General features: G+C 45.8%; 18 protein-coding genes. 13 read left to right on the top strand and 5 right to left on the bottom strand.

The annotated features are described in order from the left end of the window. Window positions 1-11 precede the first annotated feature (11 nt). The 10 genes from ACIGBN_RS12270 (at window position 12) to ACIGBN_RS12225 (ending at window position 11,514) form a co-directional block, all read left to right on the top strand. Window positions 12-917: a LysR substrate-binding domain-containing protein gene (locus ACIGBN_RS12270; RefSeq protein ID WP_133002544.1), complete on the top strand. Its 906-nt coding sequence runs from the start codon at window positions 12-14 to the stop codon at window positions 915-917. Window positions 918-1,018: 101 nt separating this feature from the next. Further along, window positions 1,019-2,548: a 2,3-bisphosphoglycerate-independent phosphoglycerate mutase gene (gene gpmI / locus ACIGBN_RS12265; RefSeq protein ID WP_133002545.1), complete on the top strand. Its 1,530-nt coding sequence runs from the start codon at window positions 1,019-1,021 to the stop codon at window positions 2,546-2,548. Between the two features lie 7 nt (window positions 2,549-2,555). Further along, entirely contained in the window at window positions 2,556-3,698 is a 1,143-nt protein-coding gene (locus tag ACIGBN_RS12260) for a murein hydrolase activator EnvC family protein (RefSeq protein ID WP_396665737.1), read from the top strand. Between the two features lie 55 nt (window positions 3,699-3,753). Beyond that, window positions 3,754-5,040: a S41 family peptidase gene (locus ACIGBN_RS12255; RefSeq protein ID WP_133002547.1), complete on the top strand. Its 1,287-nt coding sequence runs from the start codon at window positions 3,754-3,756 to the stop codon at window positions 5,038-5,040. An 11-nt stretch (window positions 5,041-5,051) separates the two neighbouring features. After that, window positions 5,052-6,065: a divergent polysaccharide deacetylase family protein gene (locus ACIGBN_RS12250; RefSeq protein WP_396665735.1), complete on the top strand. Its 1,014-nt coding sequence runs from the start codon at window positions 5,052-5,054 to the stop codon at window positions 6,063-6,065. A gap of 475 nt (window positions 6,066-6,540) precedes the next feature. Further along, window positions 6,541-7,653 (top strand): branched-chain amino acid ABC transporter substrate-binding protein, encoded by a 1,113-nt coding sequence (locus ACIGBN_RS12245; protein WP_396665733.1) that lies wholly within the window; start codon window positions 6,541-6,543, stop codon window positions 7,651-7,653. 86 nt (window positions 7,654-7,739) lie between these two features. Then, window positions 7,740-8,651 carry a branched-chain amino acid ABC transporter permease LivH gene (locus ACIGBN_RS12240; protein ID WP_133002549.1) on the top strand — a complete coding sequence of 304 codons (912 nt, stop codon included), beginning with the start codon at window positions 7,740-7,742 and terminating at the stop codon, window positions 8,649-8,651. Then, window positions 8,652-9,926 carry a high-affinity branched-chain amino acid ABC transporter permease LivM gene (gene livM / locus ACIGBN_RS12235; RefSeq protein ID WP_133002550.1) on the top strand — a complete coding sequence of 425 codons (1,275 nt, stop codon included), beginning with the start codon at window positions 8,652-8,654 and terminating at the stop codon, window positions 9,924-9,926. Continuing rightward, on the top strand, window positions 9,923-10,804 hold the full coding sequence (locus tag ACIGBN_RS12230; RefSeq protein WP_341563175.1) for an ATP-binding cassette domain-containing protein: 882 nt from the start codon (window positions 9,923-9,925) through the stop codon (window positions 10,802-10,804). Before livM ends, ACIGBN_RS12230 begins: the two co-directional genes overlap by 4 nt. Next, a complete protein-coding gene (locus ACIGBN_RS12225; protein ID WP_133002552.1) occupies window positions 10,801-11,514 on the top strand; it encodes an ABC transporter ATP-binding protein in 714 nt (237 codons plus the stop codon). Before ACIGBN_RS12230 ends, ACIGBN_RS12225 begins: the two co-directional genes overlap by 4 nt. Window positions 11,515-11,610: 96 nt before the next feature. Here the strand turns inward: ACIGBN_RS12225 and ACIGBN_RS12220 are convergent, their stop codons facing one another. From ACIGBN_RS12220 to glnA, 5 genes are all read right to left on the bottom strand, one after another. Further along, window positions 11,611-12,168 (bottom strand): L-threonylcarbamoyladenylate synthase, encoded by a 558-nt coding sequence (locus ACIGBN_RS12220; protein WP_133002553.1) that lies wholly within the window; start codon window positions 12,166-12,168, stop codon window positions 11,611-11,613. Between the two features lie 142 nt (window positions 12,169-12,310). After that, window positions 12,311-12,691 carry a DUF3461 family protein gene (locus tag ACIGBN_RS12215; RefSeq protein WP_133002554.1) on the bottom strand — a complete coding sequence of 127 codons (381 nt, stop codon included), beginning with the start codon at window positions 12,689-12,691 and terminating at the stop codon, window positions 12,311-12,313. Between the two features lie 159 nt (window positions 12,692-12,850). After that, a complete protein-coding gene (ntrC, locus tag ACIGBN_RS12210) occupies window positions 12,851-14,284 on the bottom strand; it encodes a nitrogen regulation protein NR(I) (protein WP_133002555.1) in 1,434 nt (477 codons plus the stop codon). Then, complete coding sequence (gene glnL / locus ACIGBN_RS12205; protein WP_396665729.1) at window positions 14,281-15,366, bottom strand: nitrogen regulation protein NR(II); 1,086 nt, start codon at window positions 15,364-15,366, stop codon at window positions 14,281-14,283. The genes ntrC and glnL overlap by 4 nt, the downstream gene beginning before the upstream one ends. A 208-nt stretch (window positions 15,367-15,574) precedes the next feature. After that, window positions 15,575-16,981 (bottom strand): glutamate--ammonia ligase, encoded by a 1,407-nt coding sequence (gene glnA, locus ACIGBN_RS12200; RefSeq protein ID WP_133002557.1) that lies wholly within the window; start codon window positions 16,979-16,981, stop codon window positions 15,575-15,577. A gap of 336 nt (window positions 16,982-17,317) precedes the next feature. Between glnA and thiI the strand changes: the two genes are divergently transcribed. From thiI to dtd, 3 genes are all read left to right on the top strand, one after another. Beyond that, entirely contained in the window at window positions 17,318-18,772 is a 1,455-nt protein-coding gene (gene thiI / locus ACIGBN_RS12195) for a tRNA uracil 4-sulfurtransferase ThiI (RefSeq protein WP_133002558.1), read from the top strand. Between the two features lie 261 nt (window positions 18,773-19,033). After that, window positions 19,034-20,854 carry a translational GTPase TypA gene (gene typA, locus ACIGBN_RS12190; RefSeq protein WP_133002559.1) on the top strand — a complete coding sequence of 607 codons (1,821 nt, stop codon included), beginning with the start codon at window positions 19,034-19,036 and terminating at the stop codon, window positions 20,852-20,854. Between the two features lie 174 nt (window positions 20,855-21,028). Further along, a complete protein-coding gene (gene dtd, locus ACIGBN_RS12185; protein ID WP_133002560.1) occupies window positions 21,029-21,463 on the top strand; it encodes a D-aminoacyl-tRNA deacylase in 435 nt (144 codons plus the stop codon). The last annotated feature ends 75 nt before the right edge of the window (window positions 21,464-21,538 follow it).

Raw genomic sequence — 21,538 nt, 5'->3', positions numbered from 1 at the left:
GTGGCCAAAGAATGCGGAGATATATCCCGTCGTCAACCGCGCTCAAATGTTTTGAAGCGTCGGTTAGGCACCTTAGCTTTACGCGCGCGGCACAAGAGTTACACCTAACTCAAAGTGCTGTGAGTCGTCAGATTCGTAATCTGGAAGAGTTTTTATCTCGTGACTTATTTATTCGTTTAAACAAACGCTTAGTTCTTACTGGCACTGGGGCGGCTTATTACAAAGAAGTCGTACCCTTACTCGATGGTATGGAGAATGCGTGTTTGCGCATGCTGCATAGAGAAGACGAAAAAACTACGTTGACCATTTCGGCGTTGCCGACCTTTGCTTCCCATTGGTTGGTTCCTCAATTGGCTGAATTCCAGCAAACGTACCCACAGTTTCAAATCAAAGTTCGTTCCCTCGATGACGCGGCGAAAATCGACCCTGAATGTATCGATATCATTCTTCACTATGGTGGCGATCATTGGCCTCGTGCTGTCTCGCATCAGCTGATGCAAGAGAAAGTCGTCGCTGTGTGCTCTCCCGCTTTGTTAGCGCAATATCAAGACCAGCAAACTGATGGGCAATGGCAATGCAGCGACGTGGTTAAGCTCCCTTTACTGCACTCGTCTGCGCGTATTAATGCTTGGCCCGATTGGATGGTGGCGCAGGGATTAGAAAGCGGCTCCTTTGCTGGCACCTCGTTTGAGCATTTTCATATGCTGATTGAAGCGGCGAAAAACAGCATGGGCGTGGCGGTCATTCCGAGTATCTTGGCGCAAGGCAGCCTAAACAATGGTGATCTCGTTGCGCCTTTTGGTGATGAAGTGGCGACCCCCCATGAATACTTGTTGTCTTATCCGGCCGACAAAGCCGATTTAGAGCAAGTGGTGACTTTTCGAGATTGGTTGTTGGCCAAACAAGCCCGATCATAAAGAGAATTAATAAGCGGAATAGTGTTGTCAGTCTGTAACTAAATTACACGCCTGTGATAGTATCGAACCATCGTCATGTTTAATTTACGGGACACATTACCATGAATAAAAAGACCACCGCACTCTTCATCCTTGATGGATGGGGTTACAGCGAAACTTCCCAATCGAATGCCATTGCTGCAGCAAACACGCCTAACTGGGATCGTTTGTGGGAGAACCGCGCGCACACCTTAATCAAAACATCGGGTTTGGCCGTTGGTTTGCCAGAAGGCCAGATGGGCAACTCTGAAGTTGGCCATATGAATCTAGGTGCGGGTCGAGTGGTTTATCAAAACTTTACTCGTATTGGTAAAGCCATTTCTGATGGTTCGTTTTTTGAAAATACGGCCTTGGTTAATGCTGTCGATAAAGCGGTTACCGCGGGCAAAGCTGTGCATATTCTAGGCTTGCTTTCGAACGGTGGTGTGCACAGTCATCATGAGCAAATCATGGCAATGTGTGAGCTAGCCGTTAAACGTGGCGCCAAAGCGGTTTATGTTCATGGCTTTACGGATGGCCGTGATACGCCACCGCGTTCAGCACAAACACCGATTATGGAATTAGAAGCCAAGCTTGCGGAATTGGGCGTTGGTAAAATCGCTACCTTAACGGGTCGTTATTTTGCAATGGACCGAGACAATCGCTGGGATCGTGTGCAAACCGCCTACGACGCGATCGTATTAGGTGAAGGCCAGTTCCAAGCCGAGTCTGCAGAACAAGCGATTCAAGCCGCTTACGAGCGAGATGAAAATGATGAGTTTGTCAAAGCGACCGTCATTGGCGAGCCTGTGCCAGTTGAAGATGGCGATGCGATTGTATTTGCGAACTTCCGTCCGGATCGTGCGCGCCAACTAACCCGTGCTTTTACTGAGCAAGAATTTGCCGGTTTTGAGCGTAAAGCGCACCCTGCGTACGCGTCGTTCGTGACCTTTACAGAATTTGCCTCAGACATTGCTGCCGATGTGGCCTTCCCGCCATTGGCGTTGAGCAACACCCTAGGCGAAGTACTTTCTAAGTCTGGTAAAAAACAACTGCGCATTGCGGAAACCGAAAAATACGCCCACGTTACCTTTTTCTTTAATGGTGGCGAAGAAGCGGTGTTTGATGGGGAAGATCGTGAATTGATTCCCTCTCCTAATGTAGCCACCTATGACCTGAAGCCAGAAATGAGCGCGCCAGAAGTCACAGATAAACTGGTGGAAGTGATCGAAGCGGGCAAATACGACACCATTATTTGTAACTTTGCGAATGGCGATATGGTTGGGCACAGTGGTATTTTCGATGCAGCGGTGAAAGCGGTCGAAGCGGTAGACGCATGTTTAGGCCGAATTATGGCGGCGTTGAAAGTGAATGGCGGCCAATGTTTGGTCACCGCAGACCACGGTAATGTTGAGCAAATGCTAAGCAATGACGGGTCTCAGCCATTGACCTCTCATACGATTGGTCCTGTTCCTTTGGTACTTTTCTCTCCCACTCCAGGTCTTGGTCTTAAAGAAGGTTCTTTGTGTGACATCGCACCGACTTTGTTGGACATGATGGGCATGGAAAAACCTGAAGAAATGAGTGGCGTTAGTCTACTCACACGCCAGTGAGGCATTGATGACTTTATTATGTCGTCATGTGTTCTGTGTCGTATTGCTCTTGTTGTCCAGTGTGAGCTGGGCAGCAGGGGAGCCTAAAACGCCACAAGAAGCCAAACAGCAAATTCAAGCATTGCAGCAAGATTTGAAAAAGCTGAATGCTTGGTTGAAGGATACAAAGTCTCAGCGTTCTGATGTGGAAAAAGAATTAGAAGGCAAAGAGAAGGCGATTCAGGGATTGCTTAACAAGATTCAAAACTTGAAAGACAGCCTGAAGAAGGGGGAAAAGCAGCTTGGCCAGCTAAAGCAGCAGCAGCAAACTCTTCAGCTTAGTATCCAAAAACAAAACGAACAAATAGCCGCCCAATTAAGGGCGGTTTATCGTTCCGGTAAGCAAGAAGGCATTAAGTTGCTGCTCAATGGGTCAGACACCGCGACCTCGATGCGCTTGCTGCAATACAATCGTTATTTCTCAACGGCTCGACAATCCCTTATTAATGGCTATGCGAATGAGGTGAATGACCTCAATTTGGTGGAAAAAAGCCTGCGCCAGAAACGCGCTCAACAAGCCCAAGAAGAAGCCTCATTAATAGAACAACGCAATCAACTCAGCCAAGAGAAAACCGCGCGTCGCGCCCTATTGGCTAAGTTGGATAAAGATTTAGCAAAAGGCAATCAGCGTTCTCAGCGTTTGGCGCAAAACCAACAAGATCTTAAAGAAATGCTGAAGCGCCTAGAAGAAGCATTGGCAGATGTGAAACTGCCAGACCAAGACGTGCCTTTCTCATCACAGAAGGGCAAGCTAGTAAGCCCATTAAGAAAACTCGTACGTTTGCCCACTGACGGCAAGGTAAACCTTGGCGGAGTGACCCTTGAGGCCAAAGAAGGCACACAGGTACACGCTATTTTTAATGGTCGAGTGGTGTTTGCTGATTGGTTACGAGGGTTCGGATTTTTAATGATTATTGACCATGGAGATGGTTATATGTCTCTTTATGGTTACAACCAGAGCCTGTTAAAAGAAGTGGGTGAATGGGTGAATAGTAATGATGTGGTTGCGACGGTTGGCAGCTCAGGTGGACGCTCGGACGCGGCTCTCTTTTTTGCCATTAGACACAATGGTGCACCTTTAACACCGCTCTCTTGGGTACGGTCTAGTTGACCCCTAGTAGCAATAAATGTGTTTTTGTATACATGGCACAACAACAGGAAAAAATATGATGAACCCCTTGAAGCGAGGTCTAGTATTGTTACTGATGGCCTTTTCTGCGCAGCAGAGTATGGCCGCAGATAAGCCAGTCGATAGCCATGCATCGCCGTTACCCCTTTCTCAAATACAGTCTTTTGTAGAAACCTTCGAAACCATTCGCGAAGGGTATGTGGACGATTTATCGGATCAGCAGATCTTAAATAAAGCGTTAAAGGGAATGGTGTCGGCATTGGATCCCCATTCTGAGTACCTGACGAAAGACGAAGTGGCAGACTTTGAAGACCTGACTTCTGGCAACTATGCCGGGGTTGGTGTTGAAGTTGAGATGAAAGACGGCAAGTTAACCGTGGTTTCGCCAATTGACGGTTCACCAGCCAAACAAGCGGGCATCTTGCCTGGGGATGTGATTGTAAAAGTTGGCACCACCTATATTAGTGATCTCGGCTTTCAAGACGTGATGAACTTAATGCGTGGTGAAGTAGGGACTAAGGTCACCTTAGACATTGAGCGGGGCGGCAAGATTAAACACTTTAGTCTAGAGCGCCGCTTGGTTGAAGATGAGAGTGTCACCAGTAAATGGTTAAGCAAAGGCATTGCTTATTTGCGTATTAAGCAGTTCCAAGGTGATACCGACACAGAGTTCTATAAAGCCGTTAAAAAACTGCAAAAAGAACAGCCAATTAATGGCGTTGTGTTGGACTTGAGAAATAACCCAGGTGGGGTGCTGCAAGCGGCGGTTGGTGTGGTCGATACCTTTATTGATAAAGGCATGATTGTCTACACAGATGGGCGTCATAAACTGTCTAAAAGCCAATTTAGAGCCACGACTAAGCACACGTTATTACCTAAGGCGCCTTTGGTTGTGTTGATTAACGATGGTTCTGCGTCTGCGTCTGAAATTGTGGCAGGTGCGCTCCAAGATCATCAGCGCGGCTTGATCATGGGCACAGAGAGCTTTGGTAAAGGCTCAGTGCAAACCGTGGTTCCTTTGTCTAATGGGGCCGCCGTAAAGCTCACCACGGCTTTGTATTACACACCTAATGGTCGCTCTATTCAGGCGCAAGGCATTACGCCTGATTTGGTGGTCCCCGAAGCGACCTTAACGCTTAATAAAGATCATTTTGTGGTGAAAGAAGCGGAGCTTAAAGGTCATCTTAGTAATGGCACTGGTGGCGCGGACAGAACCAATACAGCGGAGCAGTTTAAGCTCAGCGATCTGGCGAAAAGCGATTTTCAGCTATTCCAAGCGCTGACTATTTTAAAAACCTTACCGACCTTTGATCATCACCCTTGAGAGACAAAACTGTGAATGTAATAAACATCAAGAAGGGCGCGCTGTGGTGCGCTCTTATCTTGGTTGGCTTGATGGGGAATCAGGCTCAGTCAGCAACATCCGAACAGCCTGCTATGATGGGGCCGTTAGTGCTGAAAAGCGCCTCATCGGATTTTGAGATAACCGCTGAAGAAGAAAGCTGGTCAGACGCCAGTGAACATTGGCTTGGCCCTATTGTTAACGATTTGGCGTCGCCAGAGGAAAGTGAGACACTGGCTGTTCCGTTAAAATCGGTGCCGCCATTTTGGCATCCAATCACTCCCATAGCGCCAAAAGGAAGCCATCTCGCGCAGACCAAGCCTAAAAAGCCGTTGCCTAAAATTGCTATTTTAATTGATGATTTGGGGTACAACCGACAAGGTATGAAATCCGCACTGGCTTTGCCTAAAAATGTGGCGTTAGCCATACTGCCGTTAACCCCTTTTGCTCATGAGACAGCAACGCAAGCCAAAGCCCAACAGCGTGTAACCATACTGCATGCTCCCATGGAGAACGTACGCGAACTTAAGCTTGGGCCGGGTGGTTTGTATGTCAAAATGACAGAGAAACAACTCAAGACCGCCTTGGTGAAAGACATCGACAGTTTGCCCGGTATTAAAGGGGTAAATAACCACATGGGGAGCTTGTTAACAGCGCAGCAAAACTCTATGAATTGGGTCATGGAAGTGCTGCAAGGGCGCTCTTTGTTTTTCATTGATAGCCTGACGTCGTCCCACAGTGTGGCAGAAAAAACAGCCAAACGTCATGGTTTGAAAACCACCAGTCGAGATGTGTTTTTAGACAATATTCGCATGGAAAAAGCCATAGATAAGCAGTTTTCACGCTTGATCAAATTGGCAAAACGTAACGGTGAAGCCCTCGCGATTGGTCATCCTTATCCAGAAACGATGGCGTATTTAAAGAAACGTTTGGTGGCGTTAGAAAAAGATGGCGTAAAATTGGTGCCTCTGACAGAGATGCTTCATAAAACGCCACAGAAGCCGTAATTTGTTCGATGAAAAGTATTTAAGTTAATGACTTAAATGCTTTTCATTTTATCGTCCAAACGGTTAGTATTTTCACATAAGCATGTTTCACTAAGTTTGGCTCCTGTCCTCATTTCGTTGCGATGCCCCCTGTGGTTTAGCGCTGTATCCTGGCTCATTTTACGCCTAATTACGATAACTCCTTCCCCTAGTAAAGTGCCTTCTTAGAGCATAAAACACCGCTCTATAGTATTTTTTCAGTGTTTAATTTTATCTATTCAAAGTCTTCTCGCAGTTTATTTTTTCTATTTTAGTGCTTCTCTATTGACCACGGACTGTTCAAATATTAGTCTGTTGCTACATTGCGGTGCACATTCTTTAGGGAATTCCGTATAAAGTTCCATTTTATATGCCATTTTAGGGGTGGCTTATTTTTGGAACGCTTCTTGCTTTTATATAATAACGATAAACAAAAAAACGAGTAGGAGCTCTTCTTATGTCAAAGGCGGTAGTAAGGAAAACGTTAATTTCTATTGCGGTAGCAGGTGCAGCGACACTGGCTCAAGCAGATGTGGTAATTGGTGTAGCAGGTCCTCATACAGGGGCTTATGCTGCGTTTGGCGAACAACTATGGAAAGGGGCTGAGCAGGCGGCAAAAGACATTAATGCCTCAGGCGGTATTAATGGTGAAATGATTAAGTTGGTGAAAGCCGATGATGCTTGTGAACCAAAACAAGCGGTGTCTGTTGCCAACCGTTTAGTTGACTCTGATGGCGCTGTCGCGGTCGTTGGTCACTTCTGTTCTTCTTCTACTCAACCTGCCTCAAATATTTACGCTGAAGCGGGTGTCTTAATGGTAACACCAGCGTCAACGAACCCAACGATCACAGATCGTGGCCTGCCTAATGTTTTCCGTGTTTGTGGTCGTGATGACCAGCAAGGCGATGTAGCAGCAAGTTATATTGTTGATAAATTGAAAGCAAAACGCGTGGCGATTATTCACGATAAAGACACCTACGGAAAAGGTTTAGCAGATGCAATGAAAGCATCGTTAAACGCGTATGGTACGAAAGAAGTCATGTACGAGGGGCTAACTCGTGGTGAAAAAGACTTTAACGCACTCGTTACTAAGATTCGTTCTGTGGATGCAGACGTTGTGTATTTTGGTGGTTTGCATTCTGAAGCGGGCCCATTGGTTCGCCAGCTTCGTGAACAAGGGTCAAAAGCCATCTTTATGTCAGGCGATGGTATCGTTTCTGATGAGTTTGTTACCGTTGCCGGTGGTCCACAGTATGTGAAAGGCGTGATGATGACATTTGGTGCTGATCCAATGTCATACCCAACAGGCAAAAGCGTCGTGAAAGAGTTCCAAGCAAATGGCTATGAGCCAGAAGGATATACTCTGTATTCTTACACGGCATTGCAGGTTGCAGCAGCGGCATTACAACACGCGGATTTAGATCCTATCAAAGGCGCGGAATGGTTGCATGCTCACTCTGTTGATACGGTAATGGGTAAAAAGAGCTTTGATAAAAAAGGCGATTTGACCGTATCGGATTATGTTATGTATGAGTGGAATGATAAAGGTAAGTACATCCAATTAGATTAATTGCTGAATTAATTTAGTTCATTACTCGCCGATGTTCAGTGCATCGGCGAGTTGTTCTTCGATTTACATTTCCGCGAGGTTATACGATGGATATCGTTCTCCAGCAGTTGGTCAACGGCCTAACTCTTGGCTCTGTTTATGGGCTTATAGCGATCGGCTACACCATGGTGTACGGCATTATTGGCATGATTAACTTCGCCCATGGCGATGTTTACATGGTTTCTGCTTATCTCACTGCTATTTCAATCGCACTGCTTACTTTCTTTGGCGTGCAATCTTTTCCTTTCATTATTTTTGGTGCGTTAATCTTTACGATTGTGATTACCGGAGCCTATGGGTGGGTGATAGAGCGTGTTGCCTATCGACCATTACGTAACTCTAGTCGTCTTTCTGTGCTGATCTCTGCGATCGGTATGTCTCTTATTCTGCAAAACTACGTACAGCTTAGTCAGGGGCCTAACCAACAAGGTGTGCCTACCCTATTAAGTGGTGCCTTCCGCTTCCATATTGGCGATGGATTTGTCCAGATCACCTACATGAAATTATTGATCCTGCTGATCGCATTCACTGGTATGGCGGTACTGACTTATATTATTCAGAAGACAAAGCTGGGCCGCATGTGTCGTGCGACTCAACAAGACCGCAAGATGGCTTCTATCTTGGGCATTGATACCGATAAGGTTATTTCTTCTGTGTTTGTCATTGGTTCTGCGATGGCTGCGCTGGCTGGCGTGTTGGTCACGCTCGATTATGGCGCGTTTGATTTCTATATTGGTTTTATTATGGGAATTAAAGCCTTTACGGCTGCGGTGCTCGGTGGCATTGGTTCCTTACCTGGGGCGATGTTAGGGGGCATTATTTTAGGTCTTTCTGAATCCTTGTTCGCTGGTCTAGTGAGCTCTGATTATAAAGACGTGTTCTCTTTCTCTTTGTTAGTGCTCATTTTGATTATTCGTCCAAGTGGTCTTCTAGGCAAACCAGCAGTGGAGAAAGTATAAATGAGTCAAACAGCAGGTATGAATTATAAGCAATGCTTCACTGATGCCGTTGTTGCTGCATTGATGGCGTTGGTGGTGTTTGGCCCCATTATGGGGGTCGTTCTTGACGGCTATAAATTTGATATCGACTTTCAGCGGGTGGCGGTGATTGTCTGCGTTGTCTTTGTTGGCCGCTTTATTATGTCTTACTATTTTCAAACCGAAAAAGGTAAGGCAATGATCTTTAAATACGCCAGCAACCATGATGGCGTAACGGTGAATCCTCCGCATTTTAAATCCAAAATGATTTGGGTAATCCCTGTGGTCATGGTGATCGGTTTTCTGATTCCCTTTATTGCGTCTAAGTACATCTTAACGGTAATGATTTTAGGCTTGATTTACGTCCTACTAGGGCTTGGCCTTAATATTGTTGTTGGCTTAGCGGGTTTGCTGGACCTTGGCTTTGTGGGTTTTTACGCCATCGGTGCTTATGCACTGGCTTTGGGCTATGAAAATCTGGGTCTAGGGTTCTGGTCGATGCTACCGATTGCAGCCATAGCCGCCGCGTTTGCTGGCGCCATACTGGGTTTTCCGGTATTGCGGATGCACGGTGACTATTTGGCGATTGTGACCCTGGGCTTTGGTGAAATCATTCGCTTGGTGTTAACCAACTGGGTGTCCTTGACCCACGGACCTAATGGTATTTCTGCGCCACTACCAACCTTCTTTGGGCTGGAGTTCAAGCGGCGATCCGCAAGCGGTGAGACCTTCCATGAGTTCTTTAATTTGCCCTACGATTCTGGCTACAAATACATGTTTATCTATTTGGTGCTGTTTGCTGTGGTTTGGGCGGTTCTGTTTATCAAGCATCGCTTGGTTAAAATGCCCATTGGCCGTGCTTGGGAAGCGCTGCGAGAAGATGAAATTGCGTGTCGTTCTTTAGGTTTAAACCATGTTTTAGTTAAGTTATCTGCCTTTATGTTGGGCGCTTCTACCGCCGGTTTGGCTGGGGTGTTCTTCGCCACTTATCAAGGCTTTGTTAGTCCATCCTCGTTTACTTTCTTTGAATCAGCATTGATTCTCGCGATTGTTGTACTCGGTGGCATGGGGTCAACACTGGGTGTGGTTATTGCCGCGTTCTGTTTGACCGTATTGCCTGAGATGTTAAGGGAAGTGGCCGAATTCCGAGTGCTGTTGTTCGGTATCTTGATGGTGGTCATGATGATTTGGAAACCTCGCGGTCTCGTTCGTGTGACTCGAAATGGTTTTGCTGCGAGAGAAGGGGCGGTTAAATGAGCCAAGAAAACATCCTTAAAGTAGAAAACTTGGTCATGCACTTTGGTGGTATTAAGGCCCTTAATGATGTGACCTTTGATATAAAACGCGGCTCAGTATCGGCTTTGATTGGGCCTAATGGAGCAGGTAAAACAACGGTATTTAACTGTCTGACAGGCTTTTATAAGGCCACGGGAGGCAACATCATGTTGTCTGCCAACAACAAAGAAACCAGTGTGATCAAAGTGTTAGGTGAACCTTTTAAAGGCACTGACTTTATTTCACCGGTGGCGTTTTTTCAGCGCTTAAAATACAAAATGTTTGGCGGCTCACATTTGGTTAACCGTGCAGGTTTATCAAGAACCTTTCAAAACATTCGTTTATTTAAAGAAATGTCGGTGGTAGAGAACCTATTGGTGGCTCAGCACATGCGCGTCAATCGCAACCTATTGGGCGGCATTTTGAACACTAAAGCCTATCAACTCGCAGAAGAAGAAGCGCTAGAGCGTGCTTTTTATTGGCTAGGCGTTGTTGATCTAGTGGACTTTGCGAACCGTTTAGCGGGAGAGCTTTCTTATGGTCAGCAGCGTCGCTTAGAAATTGCTCGAGCCATGTGTACTAATCCAGAAATAGTGTGTCTCGATGAGCCAGCCGCTGGGTTAAACCCGTCGGAAACCGAAGCCTTAACGAAAATGATCCGTGTTTTGCGAGACCAGCATAAGACCACCGTCTTATTGATTGAGCACGATATGGGCATGGTGATGGATATTTCGGATTATATTGTTGTTCTTGATCATGGTGAAGTGATCGCCGATGGCGGTCCTGATGATATCAAGAGTAATCCAAAAGTAATTGCCGCCTATCTCGGGGCAGAAGAAGGCGAGGAGGTGACCCTATGACAACCTTGATGGAATTTAAAGAGGTGGATGTCCATTATGGTCCAATCCAAGCGTTAAAAAAGGTATCGTTAACGATAGATGAAGGTGAAATTGTCACCATGATCGGTGCCAATGGCGCCGGTAAGTCGACTCTACTGATGTCTATTTTTGGCCAGCCACGTATTTCGAGCGGTGAGATTATTTACCGTGGAGAAGACATTTCGCAAAAGTCTGCCCATTATGTGGCGTCTCATGGGTTGGCTCAATCACCAGAAGGACGGCGTATATTTCCGAGCATGTCGGTCGAAGAGAACCTATTGATGGGGACAATTCCAATCGGCATGCAGTATGCGAATGAAGACATGAAACGTATGTTTGAGCTGTTTCCACGCTTGGAAGAACGCCGCAATCAACGGGCGTCGACCATGTCTGGTGGTGAGCAACAAATGTTGGCCATTGCTCGGGCGTTAATGAGTCGTCCTAAGCTGTTGTTGTTGGACGAGCCGAGTTTGGGGCTTGCGCCTATTATCGTGAAGCAAATCTTTCAAATCTTGAAGGATGTGGCCAGCACAGGTATGACAATTTTCTTGGTAGAGCAAAATGCCAACCACGCATTGAAACTGGCGGATCGTGGCTATGTGATGGTAAACGGAGAAATTCGTTTGACTGGCACAGGGGCTGAGTTGTTGGTGAATCCAGAAGTGCGAGAGGCGTATCTAGGCGGACATTAATTTGCTCAAGTTACTGACTTAGAAATAAAAAATGGCGAACTCTATGGATTAGGGTTCGCCATTTTTATTGCTGTTGAGCACTGTGTTAACAGGGCATTAAGCGCGAAATAAGGTGTCGCTTATTAAGTCTTTCACTTGCGAAGGCTGCAGGCTTTCTCCAAGAGGAGCATCGTAAATCGCATCAACCCCATCGCCAAAGTAAGCCATGACTTCTTCTTTCGACATGGCAGGTTCGAGCCCAGCTGGGTTTGCCGAAGTGGAGACAAGAACACCGTCGAAGGCATCGCATAATGCCTGAACTGGCGCATGTTGCGACAGACGAATGGCCACGCTGGCGTGTTGTCCACGGACCCATTCTGGTGCGATGTGAGTGTCTGGAACTACCCAAGAAGTCGGTATAAGCGTGCGACTGGTGAGTCGTGTTGCCGATTCTGCGCTCAGTGTTTTTGTCCAAGGAAGAAGATGTGAGGCGTTGCTCGCAACCAAAATTAGGCCTTTTTCCATGGCGCGTGATTTCAGAGACAGAATCTTTTTGACTGCAGATTCGTTGAATGGATCACAACCTAAACCCCAAACGGCTTCCGTTGGGTAGGCAACAACACCGCCTTGACGCATGATGTCGGCGAGTAGTTCAGGGGAATGTATCAGTTTCATGGAAGATCACTCAGACAGGAAGAGGAAAATTGTCAGAGGGAATTTTAAGGGTATTTCTTATGAGGAGCTAGAAGGGAAGGCCGATTAACAAAAATTAATCAGCCCAGAGTCCAACTAGATGACTTGAAAGAGCATCAATCGCTTATTTTAGCGCTTTGATTTTTTCTTTGATGTCAGCAATTTTACTTTCCATGACTTTTTCTAGATGTTCTAACTCAACAATTAGATCATCTTTAGAAACTTTGATTTCATGTTGTTTACCGACAATCTGCTCAAGTTCTTCTAACGCACGAACCACAATTAAAGAAGGTTCTTGTACTTGGCGGTAAGTTTGTTGTCCGCCATCGGCTAATACGGTTTTGGTTGATCGGCCGAATTTAAACTTTTTACTTTTTGGCAGTAGAGAGCCTTTTTCACGACGATAATATACTTTTAAAACATCTTGTCCATTTTCATATCGAAGGGTAAATTTTTCGATATTTTCTGTACTGGTGATGCCCATAGATTCAAGCGTTGGATGCATAACAAGGTCCTATTTAGTGTTTGTATAATACTTAGTTAAGTAGTATGGGATTGTTATGTTTAAAAGCAAGGGTAAAGCAGAAGAAAATTGAGATGACGCAGGAAGCCGGTAATTAATTATCCGCCTTCATTTTCCTGCAATCATCTTTTAGTAGAAGCGTTAATCTTCTTCTTGTTCGGTATTATCTATGCCGAGTTCTTTTATTTTTCGGGTCAGCGTATTGCGTCCCCAGCCCAATAATAAAGAGGCGTCGCGACGGCGCCCTGCAGTATGGGCTAATGCCGTTTCAATCATAATGCGTTCAAACTTTGGCACCGCTTGTTCTAAAATGCCTTTTTGGCCACTGGCTAAAGCGCTGTCTACCCAGTTTTTCAGCGCTTCTTCCCAAGAGCCAAAAGGCTGCTCGCTCGGCGTTGCTGAGAGTAACTCTGGCGGTAAATCTTCTACTAGGACTTCACGTCCCGATGCCATAACAATCAACCAGCGACAGGTGTTTTCGAGCTGGCGCACGTTACCAGGCCACTCCAGTCGGGTGAGGTAGTTTTCGGTTTCTTTGGTCAGCAGTTTGGGTTCTACCGCCAGTTCTTCGGCAGCACGGCTTAAAAAGTGTCGTGCCAGCTTAGGAATATCTTCGCGTCGCTCTGCTAATTTTGGCAAATGAATACGGATCACGTTTAGGCGGTGAAATAAATCTTCACGGAATGAGCCTTTTAGCACCAAGCCTTCAAGGTTTTGGTGAGTCGCCGCGATAATACGCACATCGACTTTTACTGGTGTATGACCCCCCACACGATAGAACTCACCGTCGGCTAATACACGCAGTAGTCGAGTTTGTGTTTCCGCTGGCATATCGCCTATTTCATCTAGAAACAGTGTGCCACCATTGGCTTGCTCGAATCGTCCGCGGCGTTGTGTGTTGGCGCCAGTAAAAGCGCCTTTCTCATGGCCGAATAATTCGGATTCGATTAAGTCATGGGGAATCGCCGCCATGTTCAGAGCGATGAAAGGGTTAGCCGCTCTTGGGCTGTGGGTATGCAGAGCTTGAGCGACAAGCTCTTTACCCGTACCGGACTCACCATTAATCAGTACAGTAATATTGGAATTGGCAAGACGACCGATGGCACGGAATACCTCTTGCATCGCTGGCGCTTCACCAATGATGTCCTTGTCCACTTGTGTTTCTATTTCTTCGACTGGCTCGTCGAGGCTTGGCATGGAGTTTCTGTGGTGCAAAATAGCGCGTTTTACCAAGCTGACGGCTTCTTCGACATCAAACGGCTTTGGTAAGTATTCAAACGCGCCGCCTTGATAAGAGGCCACCGCACTTTCTAGGTCAGAATGCGCCGTCATGATAATAACTGGCAAATGAGGATGGTCGTTTTGCAGCTTGTTGAGCAGAGTTAAGCCATCCATGCCCGGCATACGAATATCACTGATGATCGCACTGGGTTGCTCATGATCAATAATGTCCACCAGGGTTTCAGCGGATTCGAATAAGCGACACTGGATGCCCTCTTGTTCTAGGGTTTTTTCCAGTACCCAACGAATCGATCTGTCATCGTCTACAATCCATACTGTTTCTTGTGGTGTCATGTGTTTTTCTCCTTGCCTGGGACGATCGTCTCAATGGGCATTAATATATTAAATTCTGTGTTTTGTGGTTGGCTATGGCACTCGATAATTCCGTTGTGCTGATGGATCACGGATTGTGAAATCGAAAGTCCAAGCCCAGTGCCATCGGCTCGGCCACTAACCATTGGGTAAAATAGGGTTTTTAATAAGGGCTCAGGAATGCCAGGGCCATTATCAATAATGCTGATTTTGCACACCAAACGATGGCGTTTTGCGCCAATGGTGAATTGTCGTAATGCGCGGGTGACTAAGCGAATTTGTTTCTGGTGATTGTCTTCTTGCTCTAATAAGGCCTGCATTGCATTACGGGACACGTTCAACAAGGCTTGAATAAGTTGAGATTCGTCTCCGATAATGTCTGGAATACTTGGGTCATAATCCCGGATGATCTCAATTTGCCCGTCTGACTCCACTTGAATAAGCTGCTTTACTCGCTCAATAACTCGGTGAATATTGAGTTCTTTGGTTTTAGGTAACTGGCGAGGTCCTAATAAGCGGTCGACTAGATCGCGAAGGCGATCCGATTCTTCAATAATCACTTGGGTGTAATCTTTTAGCGCTTCATCCGTGAAAGCTCGGCTGATCAGTTGTGCCGCGCCACGGATGCCACCAAGTGGGTTTTTAATTTCATGGGCTAGGTTGCGCACCAATTCTTTACTGGTTTGGTGGTTGGCAATGAGTTCGTCTTCTAGAGAAATTCGTTTCATACGATCTCTAGGGTAAAGCTCGATAAGCAAGCTGTCTGTGGTATTAATGGCGCCCATGACAGGCGTTACTGTGTAATCGCAAAATAGCTTTTTCTCATTCGCCATTTCTACTTCCGCTTCCCGCTTGGTAAAGGGGTGCCCAGATTCAATGGCAGAATACAAAGACGTGACGCTGTCTTCATCCTCTCGGAATACCGCGCCCAAGTCTTGGCCGTAAATGCGTTTACGGCTCACTTCGAGCAGCATTTCGGCAGCAGGATTTAAGTATTCAATAATTAGCTCGCGGTTTACTTGCACCACAGCCGTTGATAAACGATCTATTAATAAGCTATACACAGTCGTGCCTCTTTAGTGACTCTTATTGACTGCAAAATACGAACCAACAATGAGTTCTTAATAAGATTGATTTAATTGAGTATTTTCAGGGTTTGGAAAGATATTGTGCTTCATATTGGTGCAACTATAAACGTGTGTTTTTTTAGAGGGCAAAAAAAAGCCCCAAATAGAATCGGGGCTTTTCGTTAGTCATGTGTGACTTTTACTATTACAAGCTGTAGTAAAGTTCGAACTCAAGTGGTGTAGTTGTCATTGCAACACGTTGTGCATCACCAGATTTAAGTTCAATGTAAGCATCGATCATCTCATCAGAGAATACGCCGCCTTGAGTCAAGAATTCGCGATCTTCGTTTAGGCAAGAAAGCGCTTCTTCTAGGCTGCTAGCTACTTGAGGGATGGCTAGCGCTTCTTCAGCTGGTAGGTCGTACAAATCTTTGTCTGCTGCATCGCCAGGGTGAATCTTGTTTTTGATACCGTCGATACCCGCCATCAACATTGCTGAGAATGCTAGGTATGGGTTAGCGGTTGGATCAGGGAAACGCGCTTCAATACGCTTGCCTTTAGGACTTGCAACGTATGGGATACGGATAGAAGCAGAACGGTTACGTGCTGAGTAAGCTAGCATAACTGGTGCTTCGAAGCCTGGAACAAGACGCTTGTAAGAGTTAGTTGAAGCGTTAGTGAACGCATTCAATGCTTTAGCGTGCTTGATGATACCGCCAATGTAGTAAAGCGCCATATCAGATAGACCAGCGTACTGATCACCAGCGAATTGGTTTTCGCCGTCTTTCCAGAAAGATTGGTGAACATGCATACCAGAACCGTTGTCACCAACGATTGGTTTCGGCATGAAAGTCGCTGTTTTGCCGTAAGCGTGTGCCACGTTATGGACACAGTACTTAAGGATTTGAACTTCATCGGCTTTCTTAACGAGAGTGTTGAATTTCACACCGATTTCGTTTTGACCAGCCGTCGCTACTTCGTGGTGATGAACTTCGATTTCTAGTCCCATGGATTCCATTGCGCCACACATTGCGCCACGTAGGTCATGGTGAGAGTCAACTGGTGGTACTGGGAAGTAGCCGCCTTTTACGAAAGGACGGTGACCCATGTTGCCGCCTTCAATCTTCTTGTTAGAAGACCAAGCTGCTTCTTCAGAGTTGATTTCTACTGTTGAACCAGACATGTCTGTTTTCCAGCGAACATCATCAAAGATGAAGAATTCAGGCTCAGGACCGAAGAATGCTGTGTCGCCAAGGCCTGTTGCTTTTAGGAACTCTTCAGCGCGAAGTGCAACAGAGCGAGGGTCGCGATCGTAACCTTGCATAGTAGAAGGCTCGATGATGTTACAACGAACAATCAAAGTAGGCTCTTCAGTGAAAGGGTCAACAATTACTGTGTCATCTTGAGGCATCATGATCATGTCGGATTCATTGATGCCTTTCCAGCCAGCAATGGAAGAACCGTCAAACATTTGACCATTTTCAAAAAACTCTTCGTCTACAGTTGAAGCTGGAATAGACACATGCTGCTCTTTACCTTTGAAATCGGTAAAACGAAGGTCAACCCACTTCGCGTCGTGCTCTGCAATCAAAGCAAGGGTCTTGTTTGACATAGTTGGTTCTCCAAATAATTAAAACGAAATTTCTTCCGACATAGTATTTAAAATTGCTTCAAGGTGAAGCGCTATTGCTAGATTACTAAGCACAAGCTGTGCCAGAAGTTTGGGCGTTCAATTAAATCCTTATATAACAGCAAGATAGAAAAATATCGCCCTATGAGCGCGCACCTACATAGCCCCAATAGAGGTCAATATAAAAAGTTTTGTGCCTATTTGGTGCGATTTAATCTTTTTTGCGTCATATTGGTGCGAATATATTGTTTTCGTCCGCTTTGGCTTTTCTTTATAATGTGCCCCGTTTTTAATTACCTGGCATGCAACGCATTCTCTATGAAATTTATTGTTAAGTTTTTCGCTGAAATCACCATCAAAAGTCGTCCTGTACGAAAGTCATTCATCAAACAACTTCGTCAGAACATAAAGCTAGTGCTAAAAAAGCACGATGCTGATGTGGTGGTTGCAGGCAATTGGGATTTCATCGAGGTGTTGTCTGAGCGTGATGATCTTCGTGACGACTTTATTGACGCGCTCTCTAATATAGCCGGTATTGCGCATTTTCAGTTTGTGCGTGAATTTCCTCTGGTGGATCTTGACGGTATTATCGATGAAGCCTTGGTCTCCTATGGCGATGTTCTAAAGGATGCGGTGTTTGCGGTGCGCGTTAAACGTGTTGGTAAGCAGCATGATTTTAGTTCTGTTGAAGCAGAGCGTTATATTGGTGGTTGCCTAAAAGCAAAATCCGGTGCTCACAGCGTGCGTCTAAAAGACCCTGATGTATTAGTGCCCATCGATATTCGTGACAACCGTGTATGGATGATTGAGAAACGCGTAGAAGGCTTGGGCGGTTACCCGATTGGCTCTCAAGATTCTGTGCTGTCATTAATGTCTGGCGGTTACGATTCCACGGTCAGTTCTTATCTGACCATGAGTCGCGGCTTAAAAACGCATTTTTGTTTCTTCAATCTAGGGGGCGATGCCCACGAAATTGGCGTTAAGCAGGTGTCGAGTTTCCTTTGGGAAAAATACGGCTCTGGCTTGAACGTAAAATTTGTCACTGTACCGTTTGAAGAGGTAGTGGGTGAAATCCTCACTAAGGTCGATAACGCTGAAATGGGCGTTATCCTCAAACGTATGATGCTGCGTGCCGCAACACAAGTCATGGAAGGCGTAAACGCCAAAGCCTTGGTAACAGGGGAAAGTGTTGCGCAGGTTTCCAGCCAAACCTTGATTAACTTAAAAGTGATTGATCAAGTCACCGACGAATTGGTGTTGCGCCCTTTAATCACCACCAACAAGCAAGAAATCATTGATAAAGCCATCGACATTGGTACCGCGCCTTTTGCGGCCAGCATGCCAGAGTTTTGTGGGGTGATTTCGGTAAAACCGACAACGCGAGCAAAAATGCATCGTATAGAGCGTGAAGAAGCGAAATTTGACTTTGCTGTGCTAGAAAAAGCGGTAGAGGAAATGCGCGTGATGTCGATCCAGAATGTAATGGACGACGTGGATAAGCAATATCAAGGGGAAGTGCCAGAAGTGCGCATGCCTGTTGGTGATGAAGTCATCATCGATATTCGTCACCCAGATGAAGCGATGAAGCGTCCTTTGAAAGTCAGTGGTCGACCGGTTAGAGTCATTCCGTTTTTCGCACTGGATTCTCAGTGGAACGACCTAGAACCTGATGTCATGCATCTGTTGTATTGTGGTAAGGGCGTAATGAGCCGAATCCATGCTTCCTACTTATTAGGCAAAGGACATTCCAACGTTGGGATTTACTTGCCGTAGAAAATGACGAACAAAGTGGTCTGTTTATTGCCTAGTGAATTCTGGGCGTAAATAGAATTTGGCCATGTTTTTGCGCTGGTCAAATACCCTTCGAAGATTATTTGTTGACTTTTTTAGTTAGTTTAATGGGATCTTAACGAATATAAGGGTACAATTGCGCGAATTTTACCCCGTACTGAGATCCAACGCGCTTGTAGAGCATAGCTGCTCGAGCCAAGCAGCGATATATCTTTTTGCCTACGCTTAATGCAGAGAATTAAAATGTCTAATGATATTAGTAAGTTACGCAATATTGCCATCATTGCGCACGTTGACCATGGTAAAACTACCCTAGTTGATAAACTTTTGAGCCAATCAGGTACTCTTGATCGTAAAGATGAAGGTTCCGAACGCATCATGGATTCCAACGATCAAGAAAAAGAACGTGGTATCACCATTTTGGCGAAAAACACGTCTATCAAGTGGAATGATTACCGCATCAACATCGTAGACACACCTGGACACGCCGACTTCGGTGGTGAAGTGGAACGTGTACTATCTATGGTCGATTGCGTATGTCTATTGGTTGATGCTGTTGACGGCCCAATGCCGCAAACACGTTTCGTAACCTCTAAAGCATTTGAGCAAGGTTTGCGTCCTATTGTTGTTATCAACAAAGTTGACCGTCCTGGCGCTCGTCCTGATTGGGTTATGGATCAAGTTTTTGATCTGTTTGATAACCTTGGTGCAACGGAAGAACAATTAGACTTCCCTGTTATCTACGCTTCTGCAATCAACGGTCAAGCTGGTACTGATCCAGATAACTTGGCAGACGACATGACGCCACTGTACGAAATGATCGTAGAAAGCGTTCCTGTTCCTGATGTTGATCCAGAAGGTACTTTCCAAATGCAGGTTTCTGCATTGGATTACGACAGCTATGTTGGTGTTATCGGTGTAGGCCGTATCACACGCGGTAGCTTGTCTCCTAACCAACAAGTGGTTGTAAAATCAGCGGATGGTAAAGAGCGTAAAGGTAAAGTACTAAACGTGAAGGGCTACCATGGTCTATCTCGTGTTGATACAGACAAAGCCTCTGCTGGTGATATCGTATGTATCAATGGTATCGATGGTCTAAGTATTTCTGATACTTTGTGTGATCCTACTTGTGTTGAAGCGCTTCCAGCATTGTCTGTAGATGAGCCAACAGTAAGCATGACTTTCATGGTAAACGACTCTCCGTTTGCTGGTAAAGAAGGTAAATACATCACCACTCGTAACATCAAAGATCGTCTAGACCAAGAGTTGATCCACAACGTTGCATTGCGTGTTAAGCAAGGCGACACGCCGGATAAATTCATTGTATCTGGTCGTGGTGAGCTTCACTTGTCTGTATTGATCGAAACAATGCGTCGTGAAGGCTTCGAAATGGGTGTATCCCGTCCTGAAGTTGTTATCAAAGAAATTGACGGTGTTAAATCTGAACCATTTGAAATGGTAGTAATCGATGTTGAAGACCAACATCAGGGCGCTATCATGGAAGAAGTTGGCCTACGTAAAGGCGAACTAACAAACATGGAACCAGATGGCAAGGGCCGTACACGCCTTGAGTTCATGATGCCATCACGTGGTTTGATCGGTTTCCGTGGCTTGTTCCTAACATTGACGTCTGGTTCTGGTATCTTGACGAGTGTGTTTGATCACTACGGTCCAGTGAAAGACGGCGAAGTTCAAAGCCGTAAAAACGGTGTATTGATCAGTATGTTGACTGGTAAAACAGCCGCTTACTCTTTGTTTAACTTGCAAAGCCGTGGTCGTATGTTCCTAGGCCATGCGGTTGAAGTTTACGAAGGTCAAGTTATCGGTATTCACTCACGTGATAACGATTTGTCTGTTAACCCTGTTAAAGGTAAGCAGCTGACTAACGTACGTGCTTCTGGTACGGATGAAGCTTTGACTCTTACGCCACCGATTCGCCAAACGCTAGAACAAGCGCTTGAGTTCATCGAAGACGACGAATTGGTAGAAGTAACACCAGAAAGCATTCGTGTTCGTAAGAAATTCCTAACTGAAAACGAACGTAAACGTAACGCTCGTAAGTAAGACATCGCCATTCTTTAATGAGCGACTCACTCGAGTCGTTTAAAAAGAGCAGCAGCAAATGGGGTCACGCAAGTGGCTCTATGAGCGACATAAGCGCCTTCGGGCGCTTTTGTTTTATCTGGGGTTTGGTGATACTTAAGCAAAGCGAACATAGCCGATGAAAAGGAGTGCAGAGTGAAAGTTTTAGTGCAGCGAGCGTTGAATGCTAGCGTCATGGTGAGCGGTGAGGTGATTGGTGCGATTGATCATGGGCAGCTTGTTTTGGTGGGGATCGAAAAAGGCGACACAGAGCAGGATGTGCAGCGTCTAGCGGATAAATTGCTAAAATACCGTATGTTTTCTGATCAAGATGGAAAGATGAATTTGAATGTGCAGCAAGCGGGAGGCGGTATTTTATTGGTGTCGCAATTTACTCTGGCGGCTGACACCAAGAAAGGTCTTCGTCCTGGCTTTTCCACAGCGGCGGTTCCCGCTGAGGGTGAGCGCTTATTTAATGATTTTGTGGATAAAGTGCGATCACAGTACGATCGCGTTGAGACAGGCCGCTTCGGTGCTGACATGAAGGTGTCCTTCACAAACGATGGCCCTGTTACCTTTATGCTGGATTAGGCCCTGTATGTGGCAAGCAGCGAAGCATAAAAAAAGCGGCTGTGGAAAACTCGCCGCTTTATTAACAATAGTATT

The organism is Marinomonas sp. NPDC078689, from assembly GCF_044542435.1.
In the GTDB taxonomy this organism is placed as follows: Bacteria; Pseudomonadota; Gammaproteobacteria; order Pseudomonadales; family Marinomonadaceae; genus Marinomonas; species Marinomonas arenicola.
This window is presented reverse-complemented; position numbering and strand designations above follow the sequence as displayed.